General features: G+C 68.9%; 19 protein-coding genes and 3 pseudogenes. 13 read left to right on the forward strand and 9 right to left on the reverse strand.

What is annotated here, in order from left to right; all coding sequences use genetic code 11:
* Positions 1–46 precede the first annotated feature (46 nt).
* The 3 genes from ACFWSK_RS19940 to ACFWSK_RS19950 all read right to left on the reverse strand — a co-directional run bounded on the left by ACFWSK_RS19940 (position 47) and on the right by ACFWSK_RS19950 (position 1,297).
* A complete protein-coding gene (locus ACFWSK_RS19940; RefSeq protein WP_383787755.1) occupies positions 47–439 on the reverse strand; it encodes a VOC family protein in 393 nt (130 codons plus the stop codon).
* Positions 436–738, reverse strand: a complete 303-nt coding sequence (locus ACFWSK_RS19945) for an ArsR/SmtB family transcription factor (protein ID WP_383787758.1) — start codon at positions 736–738, stop codon at positions 436–438. Before ACFWSK_RS19945 ends, ACFWSK_RS19940 begins: the two co-directional genes overlap by 4 nt.
* 271 nt (positions 739–1,009) lie before the next feature.
* Positions 1,010–1,297, reverse strand: coding sequence for a hypothetical protein (locus ACFWSK_RS19950; RefSeq protein WP_383787761.1), 288 nt, complete (start codon positions 1,295–1,297; stop codon positions 1,010–1,012).
* 82 nt (positions 1,298–1,379) lie between these two features.
* On the opposite strand from ACFWSK_RS19950, the gene thpR reads away from it, so the two are divergent.
* Positions 1,380–1,988 carry an RNA 2',3'-cyclic phosphodiesterase gene (gene thpR / locus ACFWSK_RS19955; RefSeq protein ID WP_383787764.1) on the forward strand — a complete coding sequence of 203 codons (609 nt, stop codon included), beginning with the start codon at positions 1,380–1,382 and terminating at the stop codon, positions 1,986–1,988.
* Positions 1,989–2,020: 32 nt separating this feature from the next.
* Here thpR and ACFWSK_RS19960 read toward each other — a convergent pair whose 3' ends face one another.
* Together ACFWSK_RS19960 and ACFWSK_RS19965 are read right to left on the reverse strand one after the other, a co-directional pair.
* Positions 2,021–3,238, reverse strand: coding sequence for a DUF418 domain-containing protein (locus ACFWSK_RS19960; RefSeq protein ID WP_383787767.1), 1,218 nt, complete (start codon positions 3,236–3,238; stop codon positions 2,021–2,023).
* Positions 3,235–4,296 carry an alpha/beta hydrolase family protein gene (locus ACFWSK_RS19965; protein WP_383787769.1) on the reverse strand — a complete coding sequence of 354 codons (1,062 nt, stop codon included), beginning with the start codon at positions 4,294–4,296 and terminating at the stop codon, positions 3,235–3,237. Before ACFWSK_RS19965 ends, ACFWSK_RS19960 begins: the two co-directional genes overlap by 4 nt.
* Before the next feature lie 109 nt (positions 4,297–4,405).
* Between ACFWSK_RS19965 and ACFWSK_RS19970 the strand changes: the two genes are divergently transcribed.
* Both ACFWSK_RS19970 and ACFWSK_RS19975 read left to right on the forward strand, forming a co-directional pair.
* Positions 4,406–5,068: a GNAT family N-acetyltransferase gene (locus ACFWSK_RS19970; RefSeq protein ID WP_383787772.1), complete on the forward strand. Its 663-nt coding sequence runs from the start codon at positions 4,406–4,408 to the stop codon at positions 5,066–5,068.
* Positions 5,068–6,000, forward strand: a complete 933-nt coding sequence (locus tag ACFWSK_RS19975) for a PaaX family transcriptional regulator C-terminal domain-containing protein (RefSeq protein WP_383787775.1) — start codon at positions 5,068–5,070, stop codon at positions 5,998–6,000. The genes ACFWSK_RS19970 and ACFWSK_RS19975 overlap by 1 nt, the downstream gene beginning before the upstream one ends.
* 71 nt (positions 6,001–6,071) lie before the next feature.
* On the opposite strand, the pseudogene ACFWSK_RS19980 reads toward ACFWSK_RS19975, so the two are convergent.
* Positions 6,072–6,248 (reverse strand): annotated as a pseudogene (locus ACFWSK_RS19980) (DUF4259 domain-containing protein); the annotation flags it as partial.
* A 165-nt stretch (positions 6,249–6,413) separates the two neighbouring features.
* Positions 6,414–6,971, reverse strand: coding sequence for a GNAT family N-acetyltransferase (locus ACFWSK_RS19985; RefSeq protein ID WP_383787778.1), 558 nt, complete (start codon positions 6,969–6,971; stop codon positions 6,414–6,416).
* 644 nt (positions 6,972–7,615) lie between these two features.
* Between ACFWSK_RS19985 and ACFWSK_RS19990 the strand changes: the two genes are divergently transcribed.
* The 9 genes and pseudogenes from ACFWSK_RS19990 to ACFWSK_RS20030 all read left to right on the forward strand — a co-directional run bounded on the left by ACFWSK_RS19990 (position 7,616) and on the right by ACFWSK_RS20030 (position 18,070).
* A complete protein-coding gene (locus tag ACFWSK_RS19990) occupies positions 7,616–9,274 on the forward strand; it encodes a catalase (protein ID WP_383787779.1) in 1,659 nt (552 codons plus the stop codon).
* Positions 9,275–9,375: 101 nt separating this feature from the next.
* Complete coding sequence (locus ACFWSK_RS19995; RefSeq protein WP_383787782.1) at positions 9,376–9,879, forward strand: metallophosphoesterase family protein; 504 nt, start codon at positions 9,376–9,378, stop codon at positions 9,877–9,879.
* 113 nt (positions 9,880–9,992) lie between these two features.
* Entirely contained in the window at positions 9,993–11,852 is a 1,860-nt protein-coding gene (gene ureC, locus ACFWSK_RS20000) for an urease subunit alpha (RefSeq protein WP_383787979.1), read from the forward strand.
* Positions 11,853–11,911: 59 nt separating this feature from the next.
* Positions 11,912–12,586, forward strand: a complete 675-nt coding sequence (locus tag ACFWSK_RS20005) for an urease accessory protein UreF (protein WP_383787785.1) — start codon at positions 11,912–11,914, stop codon at positions 12,584–12,586.
* 44 nt (positions 12,587–12,630) lie between these two features.
* A complete protein-coding gene (gene ureG, locus ACFWSK_RS20010) occupies positions 12,631–13,332 on the forward strand; it encodes an urease accessory protein UreG (RefSeq protein ID WP_383787788.1) in 702 nt (233 codons plus the stop codon).
* Positions 13,329–14,231: an urease accessory protein UreD gene (locus ACFWSK_RS20015; RefSeq protein WP_383787791.1), complete on the forward strand. Its 903-nt coding sequence runs from the start codon at positions 13,329–13,331 to the stop codon at positions 14,229–14,231. Before ureG ends, ACFWSK_RS20015 begins: the two co-directional genes overlap by 4 nt.
* A 567-nt stretch (positions 14,232–14,798) precedes the next feature.
* A pseudogene (locus ACFWSK_RS20020) lies at positions 14,799–16,604 on the forward strand (hypothetical protein); the annotation flags it as partial.
* Between the two features lie 108 nt (positions 16,605–16,712).
* Positions 16,713–17,318: pseudogene (locus tag ACFWSK_RS20025) on the forward strand (DUF6250 domain-containing protein); the annotation flags it as partial.
* 107 nt (positions 17,319–17,425) lie between these two features.
* A complete protein-coding gene (locus ACFWSK_RS20030; RefSeq protein WP_383787793.1) occupies positions 17,426–18,070 on the forward strand; it encodes a dihydrofolate reductase family protein in 645 nt (214 codons plus the stop codon).
* A gap of 353 nt (positions 18,071–18,423) precedes the next feature.
* On the opposite strand, the gene ACFWSK_RS20035 is transcribed toward ACFWSK_RS20030, so the two are convergent.
* The gene (locus tag ACFWSK_RS20035; protein ID WP_383787796.1) at positions 18,424–19,347 is read right to left on the reverse strand and encodes a hypothetical protein; all 924 of its coding nucleotides are present in this window, start codon (positions 19,345–19,347) and stop codon (positions 18,424–18,426) included.
* 330 nt (positions 19,348–19,677) lie between these two features.
* Positions 19,678–20,046: a nuclear transport factor 2 family protein gene (locus ACFWSK_RS20040; RefSeq protein ID WP_383787797.1), complete on the reverse strand. Its 369-nt coding sequence runs from the start codon at positions 20,044–20,046 to the stop codon at positions 19,678–19,680.
* Between the two features lie 105 nt (positions 20,047–20,151).
* Between ACFWSK_RS20040 and ACFWSK_RS20045 the strand changes: the two genes are divergently transcribed.
* Complete coding sequence (locus ACFWSK_RS20045) at positions 20,152–20,946, forward strand: helix-turn-helix domain-containing protein (protein WP_383787800.1); 795 nt, start codon at positions 20,152–20,154, stop codon at positions 20,944–20,946.
* The last annotated feature ends 50 nt before the right edge of the window (positions 20,947–20,996 follow it).

A 20,996-nucleotide genomic window follows, 5' to 3' on the forward strand; every position in this document is an offset into this window, starting at 1 on the left:
GACCGGGTCACGGAATCGGCCGCCCGGCGTCCCGGCACGGCAACGACTACTGCGGCTCGGTCGCGATCTGGATCAGGTTGCCGCAGGTGTCGTCGAAGACGGCGGTGGTGACGGGGCCCATCTCCAGCGGCTCCTGGGTGAAGCGGACGCCGAGGCCGTGCAGGCGCTGATACTCCGCGTGCACGTCGCCGACGGCGAACTGGGCGAGCGGGATGCCGTCCGCGACCAGCGTGTCGCGGTAGGTCCTGACGGCCGGGTGGCCTGCGGGCTCAAGGAGCAACTCGGTGCCCTCGGGCTCGTCGGGCGAGACGACGGTCAGCCACCGGTCCTTCTCACCCAGCGGGACATCGTGCTTCTTCACAAAGCCGAGGATCTCCGTGTAGAAGTGCTCGGCCTTGGCCTGGTCGTCGACGAAGACGCTGGTCAGGTGGATCTTCATGGGGTGCTCTTCTCTGGTCCGGACGTGTCGGGCACGAGCCATCGTTCGGCGATCCGCCGCAGCGGGGCTGTGTTCAGGTCGTGGAACTTGTAGCGGCCCTCCCGCCTGGTCTCTATGAGCCCAGCGGCCTCCAGTACGGCAAGGTGCTGGGAGACGGCCTGACGCGAGATGCCGAGCTGGTGCTTCATGCTCAGTCGGGAGCAGATCTCGAACAGTGTCTGTCCGGACCTCTCCGTGAGCTCGTCGAGGATCGTGCGACGGGTGGGGTCGGCCAGGGCTTTGAAAAGGTCGTCGGCCACGACCAAAGAATAGGCAACTGTTCACTTGCCTATCAAGTCGAGGTGCGTCGCGCCCACGGCCGAACCCCCGTCCGGCCCCGTACTGCACGGCCCCGTACTGCACGGTGGGTGCCTCATGTGAATGCCGGTGGGCTCTGCACGCAGGAAGCCGCCGAGACCGTCGCCTCGCTAAGACCGCGTAACAGCGGCCGGCCCGTGTGCGCGCTTTGCCTCTGATGCATCGCGGCCCGGCGGACGTACATCTCGCAGCCGACGGAGTTGCTGTGGTAGGTCAATTCCAGCTCCTGCGGCCTTCATGGCCGCTCCCTCGGGTGAGCAGGAAGCTCTGGCGCAGATAGATGGAGAACTCCGTGTCCGGGATGGTGGAGTCGACGGTCCGCGTGGTCGTACAGCCGTAGCCCTCGGCAGTGAAGGCGTCGAAGACGGCCGTGTGCAGGGGCAGCGCGGTAGCACGCAGGGGGTCGGCGTCCGTCCGGGTGCTGACCCCCCTCGGCCTCGACTCCCCGGGCCCACAGACCAGCGGCCGGGCGGTGTCTCCGCCTGCCGCCCAGTGGCTCATTCGGGCAGTCGGCGACCACAGACGCCTTCCCGCATGGTCTGAGCGTCGCTTCAACCACCCCGAATGCTGTACTAAGTCCGGTGTGAACGAACAGATTCAGCCCGCGACCGTTCGCGTGTTCATCGCCCTCGCCCCGCCCGACGACGCGAAAGAAGAACTGGCCCGGCAGCTGCGCCCTGCCTATGACACACACCCTCACATGAGGTGGAACCGCATCGAGGACTGGCACATCACCCTGGCATTCCTCGGTGAACTACCAGCCGATACCGTCCCGCTCCTGCGCCCACCTCTCGCCAAGCTCGCAGCTGACCACCAGCCACCCGGTTTGGCACTGCGCGGCAGCGGAAGCTTCGACGACCGGGTGCTGTGGAGCGGAATCGAGGGAGACCTCGAAGAGCTGCACATGCTCGCCGCCGATGTGCGAACCGCGGTCAAGAGCTGCGGTATCGCCTTCGAGGAACGGCCCCTGCGCCCACACCTGACATTGGCCCGCGCCCGAGGAGATCGGTCCTCGGCAGCAGAGATCGCCGAAGGACTCTCCGGATTCACAGGCCGCCGATGGCCTGCCGAACGTCTGCACCTGGTCGGCAGCAATGTCGGCCGTAGCCGTGGGCCGATCCACTACCGCGACATCGAGTCTTGGCCCCTTGGCGACGGGAACGCACTGGATCTTGAATCCAGACGACGATGACGATCGCGAAGAGGATTGCGTCGGGGTGGCGGTCAGCGCGGGGCGGCCTCGCCTCGACGGAGGGGCGGCCAGGTCAGGGTGGTCCAGGCGCGCAACAGCCATTCCAGCGGGCCGTAGCGGTACAGGCGCAGCCACCAGCGGCTCGCGGCTGCCTGCGCTGTGAAAAGCACGAGGGCGATGACCAGGACGCCCAAGGGAGGCACATCGCCGACCAGGGCCGCGCCGTAGCCGGTGAACAGCAGGGCGCAAACGAGGGACTGGGTGAGGTAGTTGGTCAGGGTCATGCGGCCCGCCGGGGCGAGCAACGCGATCAGCCGGTCCGCGTTCCGGCCGCAGGCGAGCCGGAGGACCGTCGCGGCGTAGGCGGCAGCCAGCAGCGGGGCGGTGACGACGTCGATGCCCAGGGCGAGGATCTGGTACGCGCCGCCCGGGTGCTCCAGACTCGCGTGGGCGTAGACGACACCGCCGAGCAGCCCCAGCGTGAAGCCCGTCCGCTGGAGCCTGCCCAGCGTCCCGCGATGGCGGGCGATGTCCCCGAGTGCCTGGCGCCTTCCTGCGGCGAGACCGATGAGGAAGGCTGCCAGGGCGGCCGGGGCCTGGAAGAAGACGAGCAGGATCAGCACGTCGGGCAGCTGCTCCAGGTGGGTGGCGACCACTGATGCCGGGCCGCCGCGCAGCGCCTCGGCGGCCTGCTCGGCACCGGCCGCTGTGGCCGGGTCCAATCCGGAGCCGCCCGCTGCGTGGGCGGAGAGCGCGAGCACGACGTATGCGGCGGCGGTGAGGACGAAGAGCGCGGCGGCGGTGCGCACGGCGGTACGGGGCCGCAGGCGACGGGCGGCCAGCAGGATCAGGCCGAGCACCGCGTACGTGGTGAGGATGTCCCCGGGGAACAGCAGGACCGCGTGCAGGGCGCCCAGGACGAACAGGCCGGCCAGGCGCCGCAGGAAGCGGGAGGCGAAGCGTGCCCCGTGCCGCTCGGCAGAGGAGAGTTGGAGGGTGAAGCTGTAACCGAACAGGAACGAGAACAACAGGAAGAACTTGGCCTCGAAGAACACCGCGACGAACCATCGGACCGCGTCGTCGAGCGGCGAGGCGAAGCCGGGGTCCTCCAGGCCCGTGCCGTGGTAGGTGGAGGCCAGGTAGCCGATGTTGACGATGAGGATGCCCAGCAGCGCGAAGCCGCGCAGGGCGTCGACGTGGGCGAGGCGTCCGGCCTCCCGGGACGGGGGCGCGGTGGTCGTGGTGGTCACTCGGTCCCCTTGCGGTCGGTGATCTGCTCGACGAAGTGGCGCTGGTCGGCGAGGAATCCGGCGGCGTACAGGCGCCGGGGGGCGAAGACGGCGGTAAGGGTGAGGCGCGGCTCGGAGTCTTCGACGGCGTGGTCGACCAGTGAGTGGGTGGCGTTGGGGTAGTGCCGCACCGTCAGGGAGGCGGGCGGCAGGATGCGGCGGTAGGCGGCCTCGGTGTCAGCGACGTCGACGTTGATGTCGTGCCCGGCCAGCACCAGGAGCGTGGGTGTGACGCGCATGGCGCGCAGGTCCTCGCTCGCGTTGGAGCGGTAGTTCTTGGCGATGAACCGCCAGCGTTCGGCGGTCATGCCGTCGGTGTCGTCGACTGCGGTGCGGTACTGCTCGAAGGCCGCGCCCTGCCGCAGCAGGCGCAGGGTCGTCTCGCGCCGTCGCAGCGCCGTTTGTGTCTCGTCCTTGGTGGCGCCGTCCCTGCGCAGTTCGGCGAGGAGGTTGTAGCGCCCTTGCTGTTGCCAGTCGACGGCCGGTGAGATCGCGATGACGAACTGGACAGCGCGGTCGCGGGCCGTGACTTTGGGCAGCACCCACCCGGCCTGGCTGGCCCCCCACAGGCCGATGCGCCGGCCATCGATGTCGGGACGCGTGCGGGCCCAGGTGATCGCGGCGAGGGTCTCGTCCGCGCGGTCGTCCATGCTCTGGTCCTGCCAGTTCCCCTCGGAGGCGCCGACGCCGGGCTTGCTCAGGGAGAGCGAGGCGTAGCCGGCCTTCGCGAACGACTCCCACAGCGGCCGGTAGAAGGTGTCGTGCGTGGCATCGATGGGCCCGTCGCCGTGGACGAAGACCACGAGCCCGAAAGGTCCGTCGCCGTTCTGCGGCCGCGCCAGGACGCCGTCCAGCAGCCGTCCGTCGTGACGCACGGTGATGCGCTCCTCCCGTAACGCGTAGGTGTTCTGCCAGACCGCGACACCGCCGAGCCCCGCGCCCGCCAGCAGCACGGCGACCAGCGACCACACGAGGACGCGCCAGCGACGCCGCACAAGCGGTGTTATCTGTCGGCTCATCTCTCCCCCAGGAAAACTATCGATTCCGATACGCTCGTATCCAGCATGAGCGTAGTAGGGTCGATAGTGCAAGGGCAGGCGCCTCGGCCCGCCCGCGGAAGGAATGCCGATGGAACCGGTGGACGCCCCGAAGAAGGCACGCAGACCGGAGAATGCGGATGGCCCGGGGGTATGCAGGGGCGTGCCCAAGGGCAGTGAGTCGCGTGTGGCCGCGCTGTACTGGGAGGCTTTCGGGCGGAAGCTCGGCGCCGCCCTCAACCCACCGGACAAGGCCCGCGCCTTCCTCGCGGCTCATCTCCACCACGACCGAGGTGTGGTCGCCGTCGTCGACGGCGAGGTGGCGGGGGTGGCCGGCTACCAACTCAACGAACGCGGGCTGATGGGTGGCGGCGCGGGCGACATCCTGTCCACGTACGGGACCTTGCGCGGACTACCCCGCCTGACTCTTCTCGTCCTAATGGAGCGGCGACCCGCCGAGGGCGAACTCGTGATGGACGGCATCGCCGTCGCCCCGGAGCACCGCGGCAAAGGCATCGGCGGCCTCCTGCTGCGCGAGATCGCGGCCGTGGCCGCGGAGCACTACTGCCGGCGTATTCGTCTCGACGTCATCGACGTCAACCCGCGTGCCCGCGCCCTGTACGAACGGCACGACTTCGTCGCCGTACACACCGAGAAGACCCCGTACCTGCGCAACCTGATGGGCTTCGGCGCCGTCACGACCATGCACCGGCCCGTCACGCAGGCCGTCTCGACGAACCGCCGGGAGGCATGATGAGCACCCTCCCGAACACCCCGATGGGCACGCGGAGCGACTCGGATGGCCCCGTCCCTGTGCCCGTCGCCACCCGACTACTCGTCCACGCCCTGGTCCGCGAGGACGGCACCGTCGACGCCGGTGAGCTCTACGCTGTCGCCCGTCTTCTCGGCATGACCGACCAACAGGTCCGCCTCTGCATCAAGCGGCTCGTCGCCGAGGGCCGCTTCACCCACGAAGGCCGCGGACGCAAGGCCCTGTTGAAGGCGGTCGCCGACGCCACCGGCTCGATCACCCCTAACGTCGCCTACGTCCGCCACGCCTACCGCCAGGACCACGGGCTCGCTGCCTGGGACGGTGTCTGGCACCTCTTCGCCTTCGCCATCCCCGAGTCGAACAGGACCTCCCGCGACACCCTGCGCGACACCTTGCGCCACCTCGGTGCCGCCCCGGTCCAAAGCGGCCTCTACGTCAGCGCGAACCCCATCGAAGAGCTCGTCGAAGCCCAGGCCCGCCACCTCGACGTCGCCCACGCGGTCACCTGCCTCACCAGCACCGACCTACGCGTCGGGGGCCTCGATCACCCGTCCGCCCTGGCCGCCGCCCTCTGGCCCCTGGACGACATCGCCGCCCGCCACGACCGCCTCGCCGGCCTCGCCCAGGTCTGTCTCGACCGGCTCACGCAGCCAGACAGCCCCACCGGGTCCGAGCGGTTGGCCATGGCCATCCAGCTCGCCGCGGCCTTCACCCACGCCATGGAACCGGACCCCCTCCTGCCCCCCGAGCTCCTCCCCCAGCCCTGGCCCGGGGCCCACGCCCGCCAGCTCACGGCCGCCTGCTGGACCGCACTCGCCGAGGCCGACACCCACGCCCCTGCCGGGACCCCCGTCCCACGCCTGTTCGTCCAGTACGAGGACCTACTCGCAGCCATCCCCGAGCGCCTTGTCTGACACACGGCGAGAGCGGCGTGAGCAGCACCTTTCGGTAAGTCAGGTAGCTGCTCCGATGGGCCCATGATCGAACACGTCGGCTCGCCGTCAGGGTGCTGGGCGACAACCAGCGCTGCCGCGGCCACGGCTCGCTCGGCGCCGGGGGCATCCAGGTGGTCCGGACGGCCGGCGGCGCGTCTGAGTACGCTGCGGATCATGGGCTCGCGTTCTTCCGCGGCTGCCTTATCCACGTCGTCGGCGAAGTCGGCACCGGTGTCGTTGAAAGCTCAGGTAGACCCATGAATCCGGGTAGACCACCTTCCGCATCCCGGCCCACGGCGGACGCGGTATGAAGTCCTGGTCGTGCTCACCCGCTGAGCCGGGCGACCACCGCCAGATCCGCCCTGCACTGTTTGAGGGAAAGCCCGAGCCGTCTATCCGCCGCAGTGGTCGGCAAGGGCGGTCACGTCCGCAGCGGTCCAGGTGTACTCGATCTCAGCGAGTTCGAACCCGGCGGGGAATCGCTCTGTGCGTTCTGCGGTGGGACGGCCGCCCTGGCGGGAGTAGAAGGTGGCCGCACGGACATTCTCCTTGAGAACTTCCAGATAGACCGGCCGCCCCGGGTGCTCAACCGCCGCCCATGCGAAGCCTCGGCGCAGCAGGCGCCGGCCGATTCCAGTACCGACGAGTCCTGGTGTGACGTGGAGATTGTCCAAAAGGATGCGACCGTCGTCCTGCGGAATCAGGTAGGCGAAGCCGCCCAACTGCATGGCAGCGCCGTCTGCGACCAGCAGATGAGGCATCCCGGCGGCATCGTCCGCAGTCGGCTCGTCGGTGAGTAGTCGGGTCCGCCACAGGTGGGCGTGCTCTTCGAGCAGCGGCCCTTCCAGATAGCTGGTGGGCATGATGCCTGAGTAGGCAGCTCGCCAACTGTCCGTGTGGAGCGCGGCGATCCGCGGCGCGTCGGCCGCTGCTCCTGGTCTGATCGTCATGTGTTCAGACTCGCAGAGGGGATCGGGATCCCGTCAGGGAGCGTCCGGATCGCACCGAGCACGGCAAGGTCGGGTTGCTTGATGCGGCACCAGCCAGGGACGACGGCGCTGAATCACGCCGCTCAGGTCGGGTCCGTGGCGGCCGGCAGCGCCACTGTGCGATGCCCTGGGCATGGTCTCGGATCACGTACGCGGGTGATGCGGGCTTCCCGTATGGCTGTGGCCCGGCCGGATGGCGGCGACGTAGGGGCGCCGGCTGTCTCCCGGTGCGGCTCGGCAAACTCCGGTGAGTCCACCAGCGAGGTGATGACCTGGTGGTCGACCAGCCGCGAGGGGCCGCACAGGTCCGGTGAACCTGTGCGGCCAGCTCCCCGGCGTCGTGCGACACCGACGACTTCGCCGGCGCCCAGCGCTACAAGCGCAATATGAAGCCCCCGAGCGAATCGCTGCCCCGTTCGCCCTCTGCGGTGGTGAGGTCGCCGGGCCGGAGAGAGCATGAGGGCATTGGAGACCCGTCTGCGGGATGAGCGCCGACGGCGCTGCCGGAGCCGGGCGCGGGGTTGTCTTCTCCTGTCCCGGTGTCCGGTCCTCCGGGTGCCGGCGCGCCACCGCATTCCTGGGACAGCGAGAAGGAGCGGTTGGCTGTGACAGACGTAGCGAGCTCAGGGCCGGCCCCGGACGACGACCGGCCGGCACTAACGAACCGGCAGGGTCATGCCGTCTTCGACAACCAGAATCAGCGCACGGTGGGGGCGCGGGGCCCGGCCACCCTGGAGAACTACCAGTTCCTGGAGAAGATCAGCCACTTCGACCGGGAGCGTATCCCGGAGCGTGTGGTGCATGCACGGGGCGTAACGACTTACGGCTACTTCGAGGCGTACGGAAAGTGGGGCGACGAGCCCATCTCCCGCTACACCCGCGCCAAACTGTTCCAGGAGGCGCGTAAGCGCACCGACGTCGCCGTCCGGTTCTCCACCGTGATCGGCGGCCGCGACTCGTCGGAGTCGGCGCGCGATCCCCGTGGGTTCGCCGTCAAGTTCTACACGGAAGACGGCAACTGGGACCTCGTGGGCAACAACCTCGGCGTCTTCTTCATCCGGGACGCGATCAAGTTCCCCGACGTCATCCACGCGCTCAAGCCCGACCCGGTCTCCCACGAGCAGAAGCCGGGGCGCATCTTCGACTTCATGTCGCAGACGCCGGAGAGCATGCACATGCTCGTGAATCTGTTCAGTCCGCGGGGCATCCCGTCCGACTACCGCCATATGCAGGGCTTCGGCGTCAACACGTACAAGTGGGTGAACGCCGAAGGGGATTCCGTGCTGGTCAAGTACCACTGGCTGCCCAGGCAGGGCGTCCGCAGCATGACCGCCGAGGACGCGGCGAACGTACAGGCGCAGGAGCTGGGCCACGCGACGAAGGATCTCTACGACGCCATCCAGCGCGGCGACCACCCCGAGTGGGAACTGGTCGTGCAGATGATGTCCGACGACGACCATCCCGAGCTGGACTTCGATCCCCTGGACGACACGAAGACCTGGCCCGAGCAGGACTTCCCGCCGAAGCCGGTGGGCCGGATGGTGCTGAACCGGGTGCCGGACAACTACTTCGCGGAGAACGAGCAGGTGTCCTTCGGCACCGGTGTACTGGTCGACGGGCTGGACTTCTCCGACGACAAGATGCTGGTCGGACGGACCTTCTCCTACAGCGACACCCAGCGCTACCGGGTGGGGCCGAACTATCTGCAACTCCCCGTGAACCGGGCGAAGAACGCGCACGTGGCCACCAATCAGCGCGACGGGCTGATGGCGTACGACAACGGTCACCACGGCACGAACCCGGAGGTCAACTACGAGCCCTCCATCACCGGCGGGCTGCGCGAGGCCCGGTATCCGACGCACGACGAGCAGGGGCCGGAAATCCGTGGCCGCCTCACCCGCAAGCGGATTCCCCGGACCAACGACTATCTGCAGGCCGGGCAGCGCTATCTCCTCATGGAGGAGTGGGAGCGGGACGACCTGGTGGCCAACTTCATCGGCCAGCTCTCCGAGTGCCCACGAGCGGTGCAGGAGCGGATGGTCTGGCATTTCCTCCTCGTCGAGAACGATCTCGGCCGTCGGGTCGGCGACGGGCTGGGCATCACCCCCCAGGATGTGGCGGGACTGCGGCCCCTGGCCGGCCAGGACCTGTCGGACGACGACCGCAAACGTCTCGCCCGGCTCGGCGAGAACCCGTCGCGTGATGTCGAGGGCCTGACGATGACGCATTGCGTTCCTGATGAGCGGCACGTCGTCACCCGCTGACGGCGAGAGCGAGAACGAGAACGAAATAGGGTGAGGGCGGACCGGGCACTCCGGGTGAGTGCCCGGTCCGACGTCGCTTCCTGAGCCCCGGAGTGTGACCTGTGCGTCTGCTGTTTACGTCTGACACGCACGTGCCCAAGCGGGCCAGGCAACTGCCTCCCCTCCTGCTCGGAGAGATCGAGAGGGCCGACGTCGTCTTTCATGCCGGCGACTGGGTGGACTCGGCGACGCTGGATCTGTTCGAGGCCCGTGCACAGCGCCTTGTCGGCGTCTTCGGCAACAACGACGGGCCGGAGCTGAGAGCCCGGCTGGCCGAGGTGGCCCGGGTGGAGTGCGGAGGGGTCCGCTTCGGTGTCGTACACGAAACGGGCGCCTCCCAGGGCCGTGAGCGGCGCTGCGCGGAACGCTTCCCCGACGTCGACGTCCTTGTGTTCGGCCACAGCCACATCCCCTGGGACACCACGGCCCCAGGCGGCCTGCGGCTGCTCAATCCGGGGTCACCGACCGACCGGCGGAGGCAGCCGCACTGCACGTACATGACCGCCGAGGTGGCGGGCGCCCGTCTGCTCGACGTACGCCTGCACCGGCTGCCTCCACGCTCCTGATACGGCGGAGCCGGTCCCCGGCCCGGCGGGACAGCGACGCTGCACTCCCTCGTGTCACTCCTCGCGATCCAGCCCAGCCGATCGCTCGGGTCAGTTACAGATCGGGGCAGTTACTGATCGGGTCAGTTACTGAGGGGGATGGATGTCCATCATTGAGCGAGGACGACTGGTCGGGAGGCCCCGGGCGCAGCGGGAACGAGATGGTCTTCGGTGGCGGCAAGGTGATCCGGGAGTCGATGGGTCAGTCCGTCGTGCCCCGTGACCCGGGCAAGGGCATGACGGGCACGTCGGGTGGCAGTACTGCCGAGGTGCCCCCGGACACGGTCATCACCGGCGTGGTGGTCCTGGACCACTGGGGCGTCGTCAAGGCCGATGTTGCCATCCGTGACGGGAACATCGTCGCCCTCGGCAAGGCGTACAACCCCGAGACCATGAACCCTCTGCACGAGGGCGGGGTCAGTCACAACGGCATCGGTCCGAAGCCCACCGACTTCGTCATCGGCCCGGACACCGAGGTCATCGCCGGAAAGGGGCGGATCCTCACCGCCGGCGGGATCGACACGCACGTCCACTTCATCTGCCCGGACCAGGTCGGTGAGGCGTTGGCAGCGGGTGTCACCACGCTCATCGGCGGCGGGACGGGCCCGGCGGAGGGCAGCACGGCCACCACGGTCACACCGGGCTCCTGGCACATCGACCGTATGTTTGAGGCGCTGGACGGCTTTCCGGTGAACATCGGGCTGCTCGGCAAGGGCGCCACGATGTCGAAGGAGTCCATGCTCGACCAGGTGGACGCCGGAGTCATCGGCCTGAAGATCCACGAGGACTGGGGTGCCACCCCGGCCGTCATCAACAGGTGCCTGGAGGTCTGCAAGGAGACGGGCGTCCAGCTGGCGCTCCACGCCGATTCGCTGAACGAGGCCGGCTTCGTCCAGGACACCATCGATGCCATCGACGGCCGCTCCATTCACGTCTTCCACGTCGAGGGTGCCGGGGGCGGGCACGCCCCCGACATGATCAGGATGGTGAGCGAGCCGAACGTACTGCCCGCCTCCACCAACCCCACCCGGCCGCTGACCGTCAACACGGTCAAGGAGCACTTCGACATGGTGATGGTCTGCCATCACCTCAACCCGAAGGTCGAAGAGGACCTGGCCTTCGCGGACTCCCGGATCCGGCCCTCCACGATGGCCGCCGAGGACATCCTCCACGACCTCGGCGCCATCTCGATCATGTCCTCGGACGCCCAGGCCATGGGCCGCATCGGCGAAATGATCATGCGCACCTGGCAGACCGCGCACGTCATGAAGGCCCGGCGTGGCTTCCTCAAGGAAGACCAGCCGCTGGACAAGCCGCAGGCCGAACCGAAGGGTAAGACACCGGTGGAAACGACGCCGGAGGCCGAACCGCCCCTGGCCGACAACCGGCGCGCCCGCCGGTACGTCGCGAAGTACACCATCAACCCGGCCCTCGCCCAGGGGATCGACGCCGTCGTCGGGTCGGTGGAGACGGGCAAGCTGGCGGACCTGGTGCTGTGGGAGCCGAAGTTCTTCGGGGTCAAACCGCACCTGGTCATCAAAGGCGGGCAGATCGCGTACGCGCAGGTGGGCGATGCCAACGCATCCATCCCCACCCCCCAGCCGGTCCTGCCACGCCCCATGTGGGGGGCCACCGGCCTCACACCCGGCTCCATCTCCTACAACTTCGTCACCGAACGGGCCATCAGGAACGGCCTGTCCGAGGACTGCAAGCTGAGCAAGCAGTTCAGGGCCATCAAGGACACGCGCGCCGTCAAGAAGGCCGACATGAAGGAGAACAACGCCACCCCCGACGTCCGTATCGACCCCGACACCTACGAGGTCGTCGTCGGCGGGGCGAAGGTGACGGACGTGACGACGTTCGTCGAAGGCCAGATCGTCGACCGTGCCTACGTCTCCGAACTCCCCATGGCGCAGAGGTACTTCCTCTTCTGACCGACGAGTGCACCCTCCGGGAACGCAGAACCCGAGCCCAGCACAGAAGAGGACGAATGATGAACCGTGCCGCGCTGCTCATCCTGGCCGACGGCCGGTTCCCCGCCGGAGGGCACGCCCACTCCGGCGGAGCCGAACCGGCCGTGGCCGCGGGCCGTATCAGGGATGCGGACTCGCTGGAGGACTACTGCAGGGGACGGCTGCACACGACGGGCCTGGTCGCGGCGGCACTGGCCGCCGCGGCCACCGAGGGGCACGATCCGCTGGCCCTGGACGGGGCCGCCGACGCCCGCACCCCGGTGCCGGCCCTGCGGACCAGCGCCCGCAGACTCGGCCGGCAGATGATGCGGGCTGCCCGCGCCACCTGGCCATCGGCCGAACTCGACGCGCTCGCCTCGGCCCGGCCGCGGGGCGCGCACCAGCCAGTGGTGCTGGGCATGGCCGCCCGGTCGGCCGGGCTCGCGCCACTGGACGCCGCATATACGGCGGTGTACGAAACCGTCAGCGCGCCGGCTACGGCAACGGTACGGCTCCTGAGCCTGGATCCGTTCGATGCCACCGCTGTCCTGGCCCGTCTGGCCCCGGACCTCGACCGGATCGCCGCAGCCGCCGCAGCAGCGGCCGGCCGCATCGCCGAGGAGGGGATCGACGTGCTGCCCGCCGCCTCCGCGCCGCTGCTGGACATCACCGCGCAGGAACACGCCGCCTGGCCTGTACGCCTCTTCGCCTCCTGACCACTCACCACGACACGGCACGACACACCAGACAGGAGTGACGTATGCACCTCGGACACGATCTCGACGAGAAGTTCCCCCACCGGCACACGTACAGCGCATCCGGCCCGAAGCACGCCGACGGCAGCCGACGCGCCCTGCGCATCGGTCTGGGCGGACCGGTTGGCTCGGGCAAGACCGCCACCGTCGCCGCCCTGTGCCGGGCGTTGCGCACCGACGTGTCCATCGCCGTGGTCACCAACGACATCTACACCCGCGAGGACGCCGATTTCCTGCTGCGCGAAGCGGTCCTGCCACCTGAGCGCATCAAGGCCGTCGAAACCGGCGCGTGCCCTCACACCGCCATCCGTGACGACATCTCCGCCAACCTCGAAGCCGTCGAGGACTTGGAGGAGGAGGTCGGCTTCCTCGATCTGGTGCTGGTGGAGTCCGGTGGCGACAACCTGACCGCCACCTTCTCCAAGGGATTGGTGGACAGCCAGATCTTCGTCATCGACGTCGCGGGCGGCGACGACATCCCACGCAAGGGCGGTCCCGGCGTCACCACCGCCGACCTGCTCGTCGTCAACAAGACCGACCTCGCCCCGTACGTCGGATCGGACCTGGAGGCCATGGCCCGCGATGCCGAGGCCCAGCGCGGCGACCTCCCCGTCGTCTTCACTTCCCTCAAGGAGGAGGGCGGCGTCAAACCGGTCGCAGACTGGATTCGCGAACGCCTCGCCCACTGGACCGCGGGCCCGGCATGACCTCCACCACCGAACAAGCCGTACCCACCACTCACGACACCCCTGCCCCAGGAGTACGGGCCACCGCCCGCATCACGGCGGCCGTCAGCCGCGGCACCACCACCCTGCCCGTCCTCGACGGCGATGGACCCTTCGAGCTCCGTCGCCTGCGCTCACGCGGCACCGAGGCACGTGTGTGCGTCGTCGGCGCCATGAGTGCCCCTCTTGGTGGCGACCGTCTGCGTATCGAAGCCACCGCCCGGCAGGGCGCGACACTCCACATCACGTCCGCCGCCGCGACCCTCGCCCTACGCGGCCCCACAACGCAGCACGCCAGCTACGACGTACACCTGACCGTGGCAGAAGACGCGGAGCTGCGCTGGCTTCCCAAACCGCTGATCTGTGCGGCCGGCAGTAATCTGCGCCAGACCTGGACCATCGACCTCGCCCCCACCGCACGGTTCATGCTGCGCGAAGAGCAGGTACTCGGACGCACCGGCGAACCTTCCGGCCGCGTGGCCACCCGGCTCACCGTGCGACGCGGCGGGCACGTACTCCTGGACCAGGAGGCCGCATACGGTCCGGGCGCACCCGGCTGGGACGGCCCAGCGGTCCTCGCCGACCACCGAGCGACCGGCCAGATCCTCATCGTCGACCCCGCCTTCGAGAAGAAGCCGCCCAAGGTCCAACTCCTCAGCGACACGCCACGGGACGGCCAAGCCGTCCTCACCCCCCTCGTGGGACCGGCCGTGCTCGTCACCGCTGTCGCCCCAGACGGCCTCCGCCTGCGCCACCTCCTCGACACCGCGCAGAGGGCCGGGCGTCGCCTTGCAGGAGCCGATCACGAGCCCGGAGAGCGGCGTCCACACGCGCCGCGAGCATCAACAGATCCCAAGGAACCGAGTCAGATACTCGTCTGAGCTGCGACGAGGCAGAGGGCCGGGCCGTGGTCCGAGACCGATGAGCTTCGGCAGTACGGCATCACCGCCGAAACCGCGAGCGGGGCGCTGGGCCGCCTCTCGGGCCTGGCCAGCCGAGCCCGCTCAGCGGGATTCCGCTTGTATTGCTGGTGGGCCCTTTGACGGGTGGGGCGCTTTGGTGGGTGGGGCGGGAGTTTCTGACTACAGCAAGGGCTGGTCACTGCGTTCGTCGCGGTGTCATGGAGGCTTCCGATCGTGGCAGTTCGCTTCTCAGCCGACGCGAGGGCCGACGCCTCTCCGGTTCGAGGTGCTGGTGGGGATCGAGTGCAGGCTTCGAGAGAGACCGCGCCGTCCAACGCCTCGACCACGCGCGGCATGCCGGCCTCGGGCTCATCAGCGCCTGCCATGTGCCCCTCCCCCTGCCCCCACTCGGTCCGCACCCCGCTCTTTGTGTGCGCACCGTTGCGGTCGTGTGGCGGCACGGCCCAAAAGATCGACACCACACCACGGCGACGACCATCCTTGCAGCAAGCGCTTACCCCGTGCTCGCAAGGAGTCACCATCGTCATGCACACCATCCCTTCCCGTTACCGAAGAATCGCGGCGCTGAGTGCCGCCGCGGTCCTCGCCGGGCTTCTGTCCACGCCGCCGGCAGCCGCGGCCTACGCCGGTACCGACGGCCATGCGAAACCCCGCCGGATTCTGGAGAACCTCGACCGGGGACTCGTCGCTGTGCCTTCGGCAAAGGGCACCTTCCTGAGTTGGAGGCTGCTGGGAACCGAGTACGGGGCCGATGTCTCCTTCAACGTCTACAAAGCCGGCAAACGGCTCAACCACAGGCCCGTGACCGCGTCGACCACGTATCAGGACCGCAGCGACGGCGGCGGAACCTACACCGTGCGCGCGGTCGTGGACGGCCGGGAGCAGAAGGCCGGCGCCCCCGCGCTCTCCCTCGCCGACGGCTATGCGGAGATACCGCTGGCCGATGCCGACGGTTACACGGTGCAGCACGCCTGGCCGGGTGACCTCGACGGCGACGGTCGCTACGAGTTCGTCGTCAGCCGTCTCTCCGCCTCACGCGACAGGCCCGACCTGCTGGAGGCGTACACCCTCGCCGGACGGCGCCTGTGGCGTGTCGACCAGGGACCCGGTTCGTACACCCAGGTCGCGGGCAACGGCGCCAACGACCCCGCACCGGCGGCCATCAGCGGTTCGACCGCCATCGGCGGCTACCGCAACGACGACAACGTCACCGTCTACGACCTCGACAGCGACGGCAAGGCCGAAGTCCTCGTCCACACCGCCGACGGCACCACCTTCGCCGATGGTGCGAAGGTCGAGGCACAGTCTCCCGCGCAACAGTTCGTCTCGGTCATCGACGGTGAGAACGGTACGGAGCGAACTCGGCAGCCCGTTCCCGACGACTTCACCGCGGACGGCCCCTCCGGCGGCCACTTCGGTGTGGCGTACCTCGACGGGGTGCACCCCAGCCTGGTCACGAAGCTGGTCACCCGCGTCGGTGCCAAGCGTGGCGCGTTCCGCACCCTCTTCCAGACCTGGGACTTCGACGGCCGCGAGCTGAGCAGACGCTGGAGGTACGTGGCCACCGTGCAGAGCGGCGCCACGAGCTTCCACCAGATCCGCGTCGTGGACGTCGACCAGGACGGCAAGGACGAGATCGCCGACGGCAACTACGTCGTCAACAGCGACGGCACCCTGCGCTACGTCGTCGACGGCGCCGGCCACGGCGACCGCTTCCACGTCGCGGACCTCGACCCCGGGCGCCCGGGACTCGAAGGGTTCGCGATCCAGCAGTCCGAGCTCGGCGTGGTCTCCCGCTTCCCCTGGTACTACTACGACGCCGACACCGGCAAGCGGCTGACCACCGGGGCCCATCCGGAGAACCCGGCAAGCGACGCAGACCTCGATGTCGGCCGTGGCACCGCCGCCGACATCGATCCCCGCCACCGCGGCCTGGAGTACTGGACCTCGACCGCCGACGTCACCGCGCCCGGTGCGGGCGTCCGTAACGTCCGGGACGGCAAGGTCTCCACGACCACCCCCAGCGTCAACTTCCGTATCTGGTGGGACGGGGACAAGGGCGCCGAGCTGCTCGACAGCACGTACGTCGAGAAATGGGACCCGAAGACCGAGACGTCCGTCCGGATCTTCGACCCGTCCGGCGTCGTCTCCGCGGCCCGCAACGCGACGCCGTTCTACGGAGACGTCCTCGGCGACTGGCGGGAGGAGATCCTCGCCGAGACCGACGACCGCACCGCACTGCGCCTCTACACGACCACCGAGCCCACCCGCACCCGCCTCTACACGCTCGCCCACAACCCCGCCTACCGCCTCGGCTGGACGGTGCGCGGCTACCTCCAGTCGACGTTCACCGACTATTACCTCGGCTTCAGCTCCAGGGACCCGCGCAACCCCGCGATCCGCACCGACACCGGCCCCGGCCGCGCCTGGACCCGGACCGCCACCGACACCTTCCGCTCCGGAACAGCGCAATGGCGCTCGGAACTCCAGGACGGCGGCGCGGTGACAGCCGCCGACGGCATCCTGGACATCGACGTACCGAGCGGCGCGACAGTCTGGTTCGGCCAGAAACTGAAGGGACCGTACGAGATCGAGTACACCGCGACGCCGGTCTCGCAGGGGGGCCCGAACGACCGGGTGTCGGACCTGAACAACTTCTGGAACGCCACGGACGTACGTTCCCCGGACGACCTCTTCGCCACCCCGCGGGGCGGCCGCCTCGACGAGTACAACTACCTCAAGACGTACTACGTCGGGTACGGAGCGAACGGCAACACCACCACCCGTATGCGCCGCTACGTCGGCGAGCCGGACAACCGCCCACTGCTCTACGACTACACTCGGCCGCTCCTGACGGCCAACGAGCCCCACCGGGTCAGGATCGTCTCCGACGGATCGGCCGTCCAGTGGTGGAACAACGACCAACTGGTCTTCGACCACCGCGACCCGGACGCCTACACGAGCGGGCACTTCGCCTTCCGTACCGTCACCAGTCACTTCCACATCAGTGACTTCACGGTCTGGCGCCCGCCCACCAGGGGATGACCCACCGCCGAGCCCGACGGCCCGTTTCCGGCGGGTCACGGACTCGGCGATGAGTTTTCGCGGCTCGGGGAGTCTCACCACCGTTGTCGACCACACAGGAGAACGATGTGACTCAGCTGCTGAGAGTCCAGAACTTCAACGTCTCGCGTGACGGAATCGGTGCCGGTGAGGACCAGAGCTTCGAGCGTCCGTTCGGCCACGCCGATCCCGGGAAACTGTTCGCCTGGGCCGGCGCCACGGCGAGCTGGCCCATGCGCACCGACCCCGGGGGAAGCCGGGGCCTCGACGACTACTTCACGCGGGACTACGCGCGCAACATCGGCGCCGAGATCATGGGCCGCAACAAGTTCGGGCCCCAGCGCGGGCCCTGGCACGACCATGACTGGCGCGGCTGGTGGGGCGACGAGCCCCCGTTCCGCACCCCGGTGTTCGTCATGACCCACCACACGCGTCCTTCGTTCACACTCTCCGACACGACGTTCCACTTCGTCGACGGCGACCCGGCCGAGGTCCTCGCACAGGCGCGGGAAGCGGCACAGGGCAAGGACGTCCGGCTCGGCGGCGGGGCCACCACCATCCGGCAGTTCCTCGACGCCGACCTCGTCGACACCATGCATGTGGCGGTCTCGGAGATGGAGCTCGGGTCAGGCGTGAGGCTCTGGGGGTCACCCGATGAGCTCCTCGACAGGTTCCACCTCGACGTCGTTCCCAGCCCGAGCGGCGTTACGCACCACCTGTTCTGGCGAAAGTGACCCGAGGGCGAGGGTGGGCACGGGAAGGGCGGCCCAGCTGACGCGGGCCCGTGTCACGTGCCCGCCGCCCGGCGACCCGACCATGTCGGGCCTCGCCGGGCGGCGGGCTGCGAAGTCCGCAGCGGGCCGCCGGCCCCGTCACGCGCGGGCTGCTCCGTCAGCCGCTGAGATCGACGCGCGTGGCGATCTCCCGGTGATCGGGGCGCGGCGGGGCCCCGGCCGCGTTGATGTGCTGACCGGCGGAGAGCCAGGCGGCACGCACCAGTGGTTCGCGTGACGGAGTGAGAGTGCACTGGCCTGCCGGGCCCATGCCCGGGCGTTGGCGTCACGCCCTCCGCCGGCGATGGATGTCCTCAGCCTCCCGGCCGGCCGGGCAGGGATGACGTCGGTTCGCCCGCGCCCGTCCCGGCCCCGGCCCGCTTCCTCTCCATCACGTACGTACTCCCCGAATCGGGGTCGCCGAACAAGAAGTACAGCTGGAGCTCCCGATGTGTGTCGCGGCGCATGTAGAAGGTCCACGTGTAGGTCTCGGGCGCCGGACCAGGGCCCTCCTGGAGCGTGCCCGCCACCTCCGCGTCCTGCCGGACCGCTGAGGCGGTGCGGGACGTGAGGGTCACGCGCAGCCTTTGCCCCCCGGCGGGGTTGTCGGTCAGTTTCCAGTTCCCCGTACCGGAGAGCCGCCAGCCGTCGTCGAAGTCGAAGTCCTGGCCGTCCAGCAAAGTGATGGCGGCCGATCCGTCAGTCCGCAGGATCAGTTCCGTGCCCTCGATACAGCGCCAGGCCCCCACGGCCTCGGCGGTCGTGATGCCATCGAGCGTGGGTGTCTCGACGTACGTGTAGGGGCCGCAGCCGGTCAGAGCCGCCAAGGCTGCCAGGGCCACCGCTGCCCGCCGTCGCAGCCGGGAGGGTCCGGGCATCGGGGCCCGCATGACACACAGCGCGAACAGGAGCTGCCCCAGCACGGGGATGACCAGCAGTGCCATGAAGTTCTGGAAGAGCAGGAGCCACGTGGGAAGGAGCAAAAGTCCCGCCAGGGGCAGCCGGAACGCCATACCCGTGCGGGTGCTGGCCACCGCGTACACCGAGCTGATCAGGATGGAGGGGACCCCGATGAACGGGAACAACTCCAGGCCGGTGCCAGGAACGTCCGTGTCTGCGGGGAGAGCGGCTGTCGCGACTGCCCACGTGATGGCGAAGGTCAGGCAGTAGCGCACGGTCAGGTCGAGGAGCCGCAGCCCGATGGTGCCCAGATTCCTCCACGGTGTGCCCTCGTCCACAGCTCAGCCCCCTGGTGACATGACGTATGAACGCGGCCCGCCCGTGGGCTCTGCCGCATCAGCCATCCTGTCAGGAAAATTGAACGTGTTCAATACGGGGCGGCGAGTGGACGACGCAGCGCTTCACCGCAGCGGGCAGAATCGCTCCGCGGAGACTGGATTGGCGCTCCGGTCCGCGGAGCACCGAGTGCGCGGAGACAGACCCGCCGCCGGCGTGTCCGCGCCTCCTGGCCGGTGCGGTCCACACAGTCCGGTGGCGTCACCTGGGCCAGCGCGACACGGCTCGTACGGCCCAGCCGGGCCCGCGCACGGCTGGTTGCCCGGGTCGGCTCACAAAGTTGCCACCGGATTGGGAGTGTCAGCCGCGATCGGTTCGACGATCTCCCAGCGCTCGGCGATCAAGCCGTCCTGCAGACGGAAAACGTCTGCCACCGCGATGTCGAGACCGCCTCCCGGCAGCCACCGCCGGGAGAACATCGTCACGTAGTCGCCTTCAGCCACGAGGCGGCGGATGTCGATCCGCAACTCGGTGAGGGGCAGTTTCCGCGCTGCCGCGATCCAATCCTCCTTCGTCGAGGTCCGGAACGGCAGCCCGTGATCCACGAAGTCATCGCGCAGGAGGGGTGCGACTGCATCAAGGTCGCTCTTGCCGTACAGCTCCAGGCAGGTGAGGACCAGTTCCTTGTTGTCAGTGCTCATGTCCGGAAGTGTGGCGGCGCGGCTCGGGACTGTCGATGAACTCGGAGTTCATGGACCGCGCCGGCCGACGGCGACTAGGGTCGATGGGTGGAGACAGTAGGCGGCATGTTGCGCGAGTGGCGGCATAGTCGACGGCTGAGCCAGCTCGATTTCGCGCTGGCGGCTGGCGTTTCGCCACGCTACGTCAGCCTCGTCGAGACGGGCCGTTCCCGGCCGAGTGCCGACATGGTGCTTCGGCTCGCAGCCCAGCTCGACGTGCCGCTGAGGCACCGCAACCGTCTGCTGGTGGCGGCCGGGTTCGCACCCCGGTATCGCGAGCGGCCACTCGACGAGCCGGACATGTCAGCCGTTCGGGACGCAGTGGCACGGGTCCTGCGTGCGCACGAGCCCTTTCCGGCGCTGGTCGTGGACCGGCGCTGGAACATCGTGATGATCAACGCACCGGTCGAGCACTTCCTCGCAGACGTCGATCCCGAACTGCTCGGCGATCCGGTCAACATGGTGCGGCTCGGGCTTGATCCGGGGGGTCTCGCCTCCCGGATCGTCAATCTGACGGATGTTCGTTCGCTCTTCCGTGCCCGGTTGTCCCGCCAGGCGGCGAGGACGGGTGACCCGGTGGTCGCCGCCCTGTATGACGAGTTCTTCGCGGAGGACGAGCCCGGCGGATCGGCCCCTGGGGTGGAGTCCGAGGTGGCAACTCCGATGATCTTCCGCTTCCGAGGACGCGAGCTGAGGTTGTTCTCGACCATCACGACGTTCGGCACCCCCCAGGACATCACGCTCGAGGAGATCTCGATCGAGTCCTACTACCCGGCCGACGCCGACAGCGCAGCCCTCTTGCGAAGCATCGCTGACACACCGCCCGCCCCCAGAGCGCCGTCGTCCTTGCGGCCCGCCTGAGTTGGTCGCCAGGTGCCGGAAAGTGGGGCGGATTCTCTGTGTCGGGCTGC

Source organism: Streptomyces sp. NPDC058620 (assembly GCF_042717135.1).
Classification (GTDB): domain Bacteria; phylum Actinomycetota; class Actinomycetes; order Streptomycetales; family Streptomycetaceae; genus Streptomyces.

What these genes read in the sequence shown, in the direction of transcription:
- ACFWSK_RS19985 (WP_383787778.1), bottom strand. Translation starts at nt 6,971, where the DNA reads ATGACGATCAGACCAGGAGCAGCGGCCGACGCGCCGCGGATCGCCGCG.
- ACFWSK_RS20045 (WP_383787800.1), top strand. Translation starts at nt 20,152, where the DNA reads ATGTTGCGCGAGTGGCGGCATAGTCGACGGCTGAGCCAGCTCGATTTC.
- ACFWSK_RS20005 (WP_383787785.1), top strand. Translation starts at nt 11,912, where the DNA reads ATGAACCGTGCCGCGCTGCTCATCCTGGCCGACGGCCGGTTCCCCGCC.
- ACFWSK_RS19975 (WP_383787775.1), top strand. Translation starts at nt 5,068, where the DNA reads ATGAGCACCCTCCCGAACACCCCGATGGGCACGCGGAGCGACTCGGAT.
- ACFWSK_RS19965 (WP_383787769.1), bottom strand. Translation starts at nt 4,296, where the DNA reads ATGAGCCGACAGATAACACCGCTTGTGCGGCGTCGCTGGCGCGTCCTC.
- ACFWSK_RS19940 (WP_383787755.1), bottom strand. Translation starts at nt 439, where the DNA reads ATGAAGATCCACCTGACCAGCGTCTTCGTCGACGACCAGGCCAAGGCC.
- ACFWSK_RS20040 (WP_383787797.1), bottom strand. Translation starts at nt 20,046, where the DNA reads ATGAGCACTGACAACAAGGAACTGGTCCTCACCTGCCTGGAGCTGTAC.
- ACFWSK_RS19950 (WP_383787761.1), bottom strand. Translation starts at nt 1,297, where the DNA reads ATGAGCCACTGGGCGGCAGGCGGAGACACCGCCCGGCCGCTGGTCTGT.
- ureG (WP_383787788.1), top strand. Translation starts at nt 12,631, where the DNA reads ATGCACCTCGGACACGATCTCGACGAGAAGTTCCCCCACCGGCACACG.
- ACFWSK_RS19970 (WP_383787772.1), top strand. Translation starts at nt 4,406, where the DNA reads ATGGAACCGGTGGACGCCCCGAAGAAGGCACGCAGACCGGAGAATGCG.
- ACFWSK_RS20015 (WP_383787791.1), top strand. Translation starts at nt 13,329, where the DNA reads ATGACCTCCACCACCGAACAAGCCGTACCCACCACTCACGACACCCCT.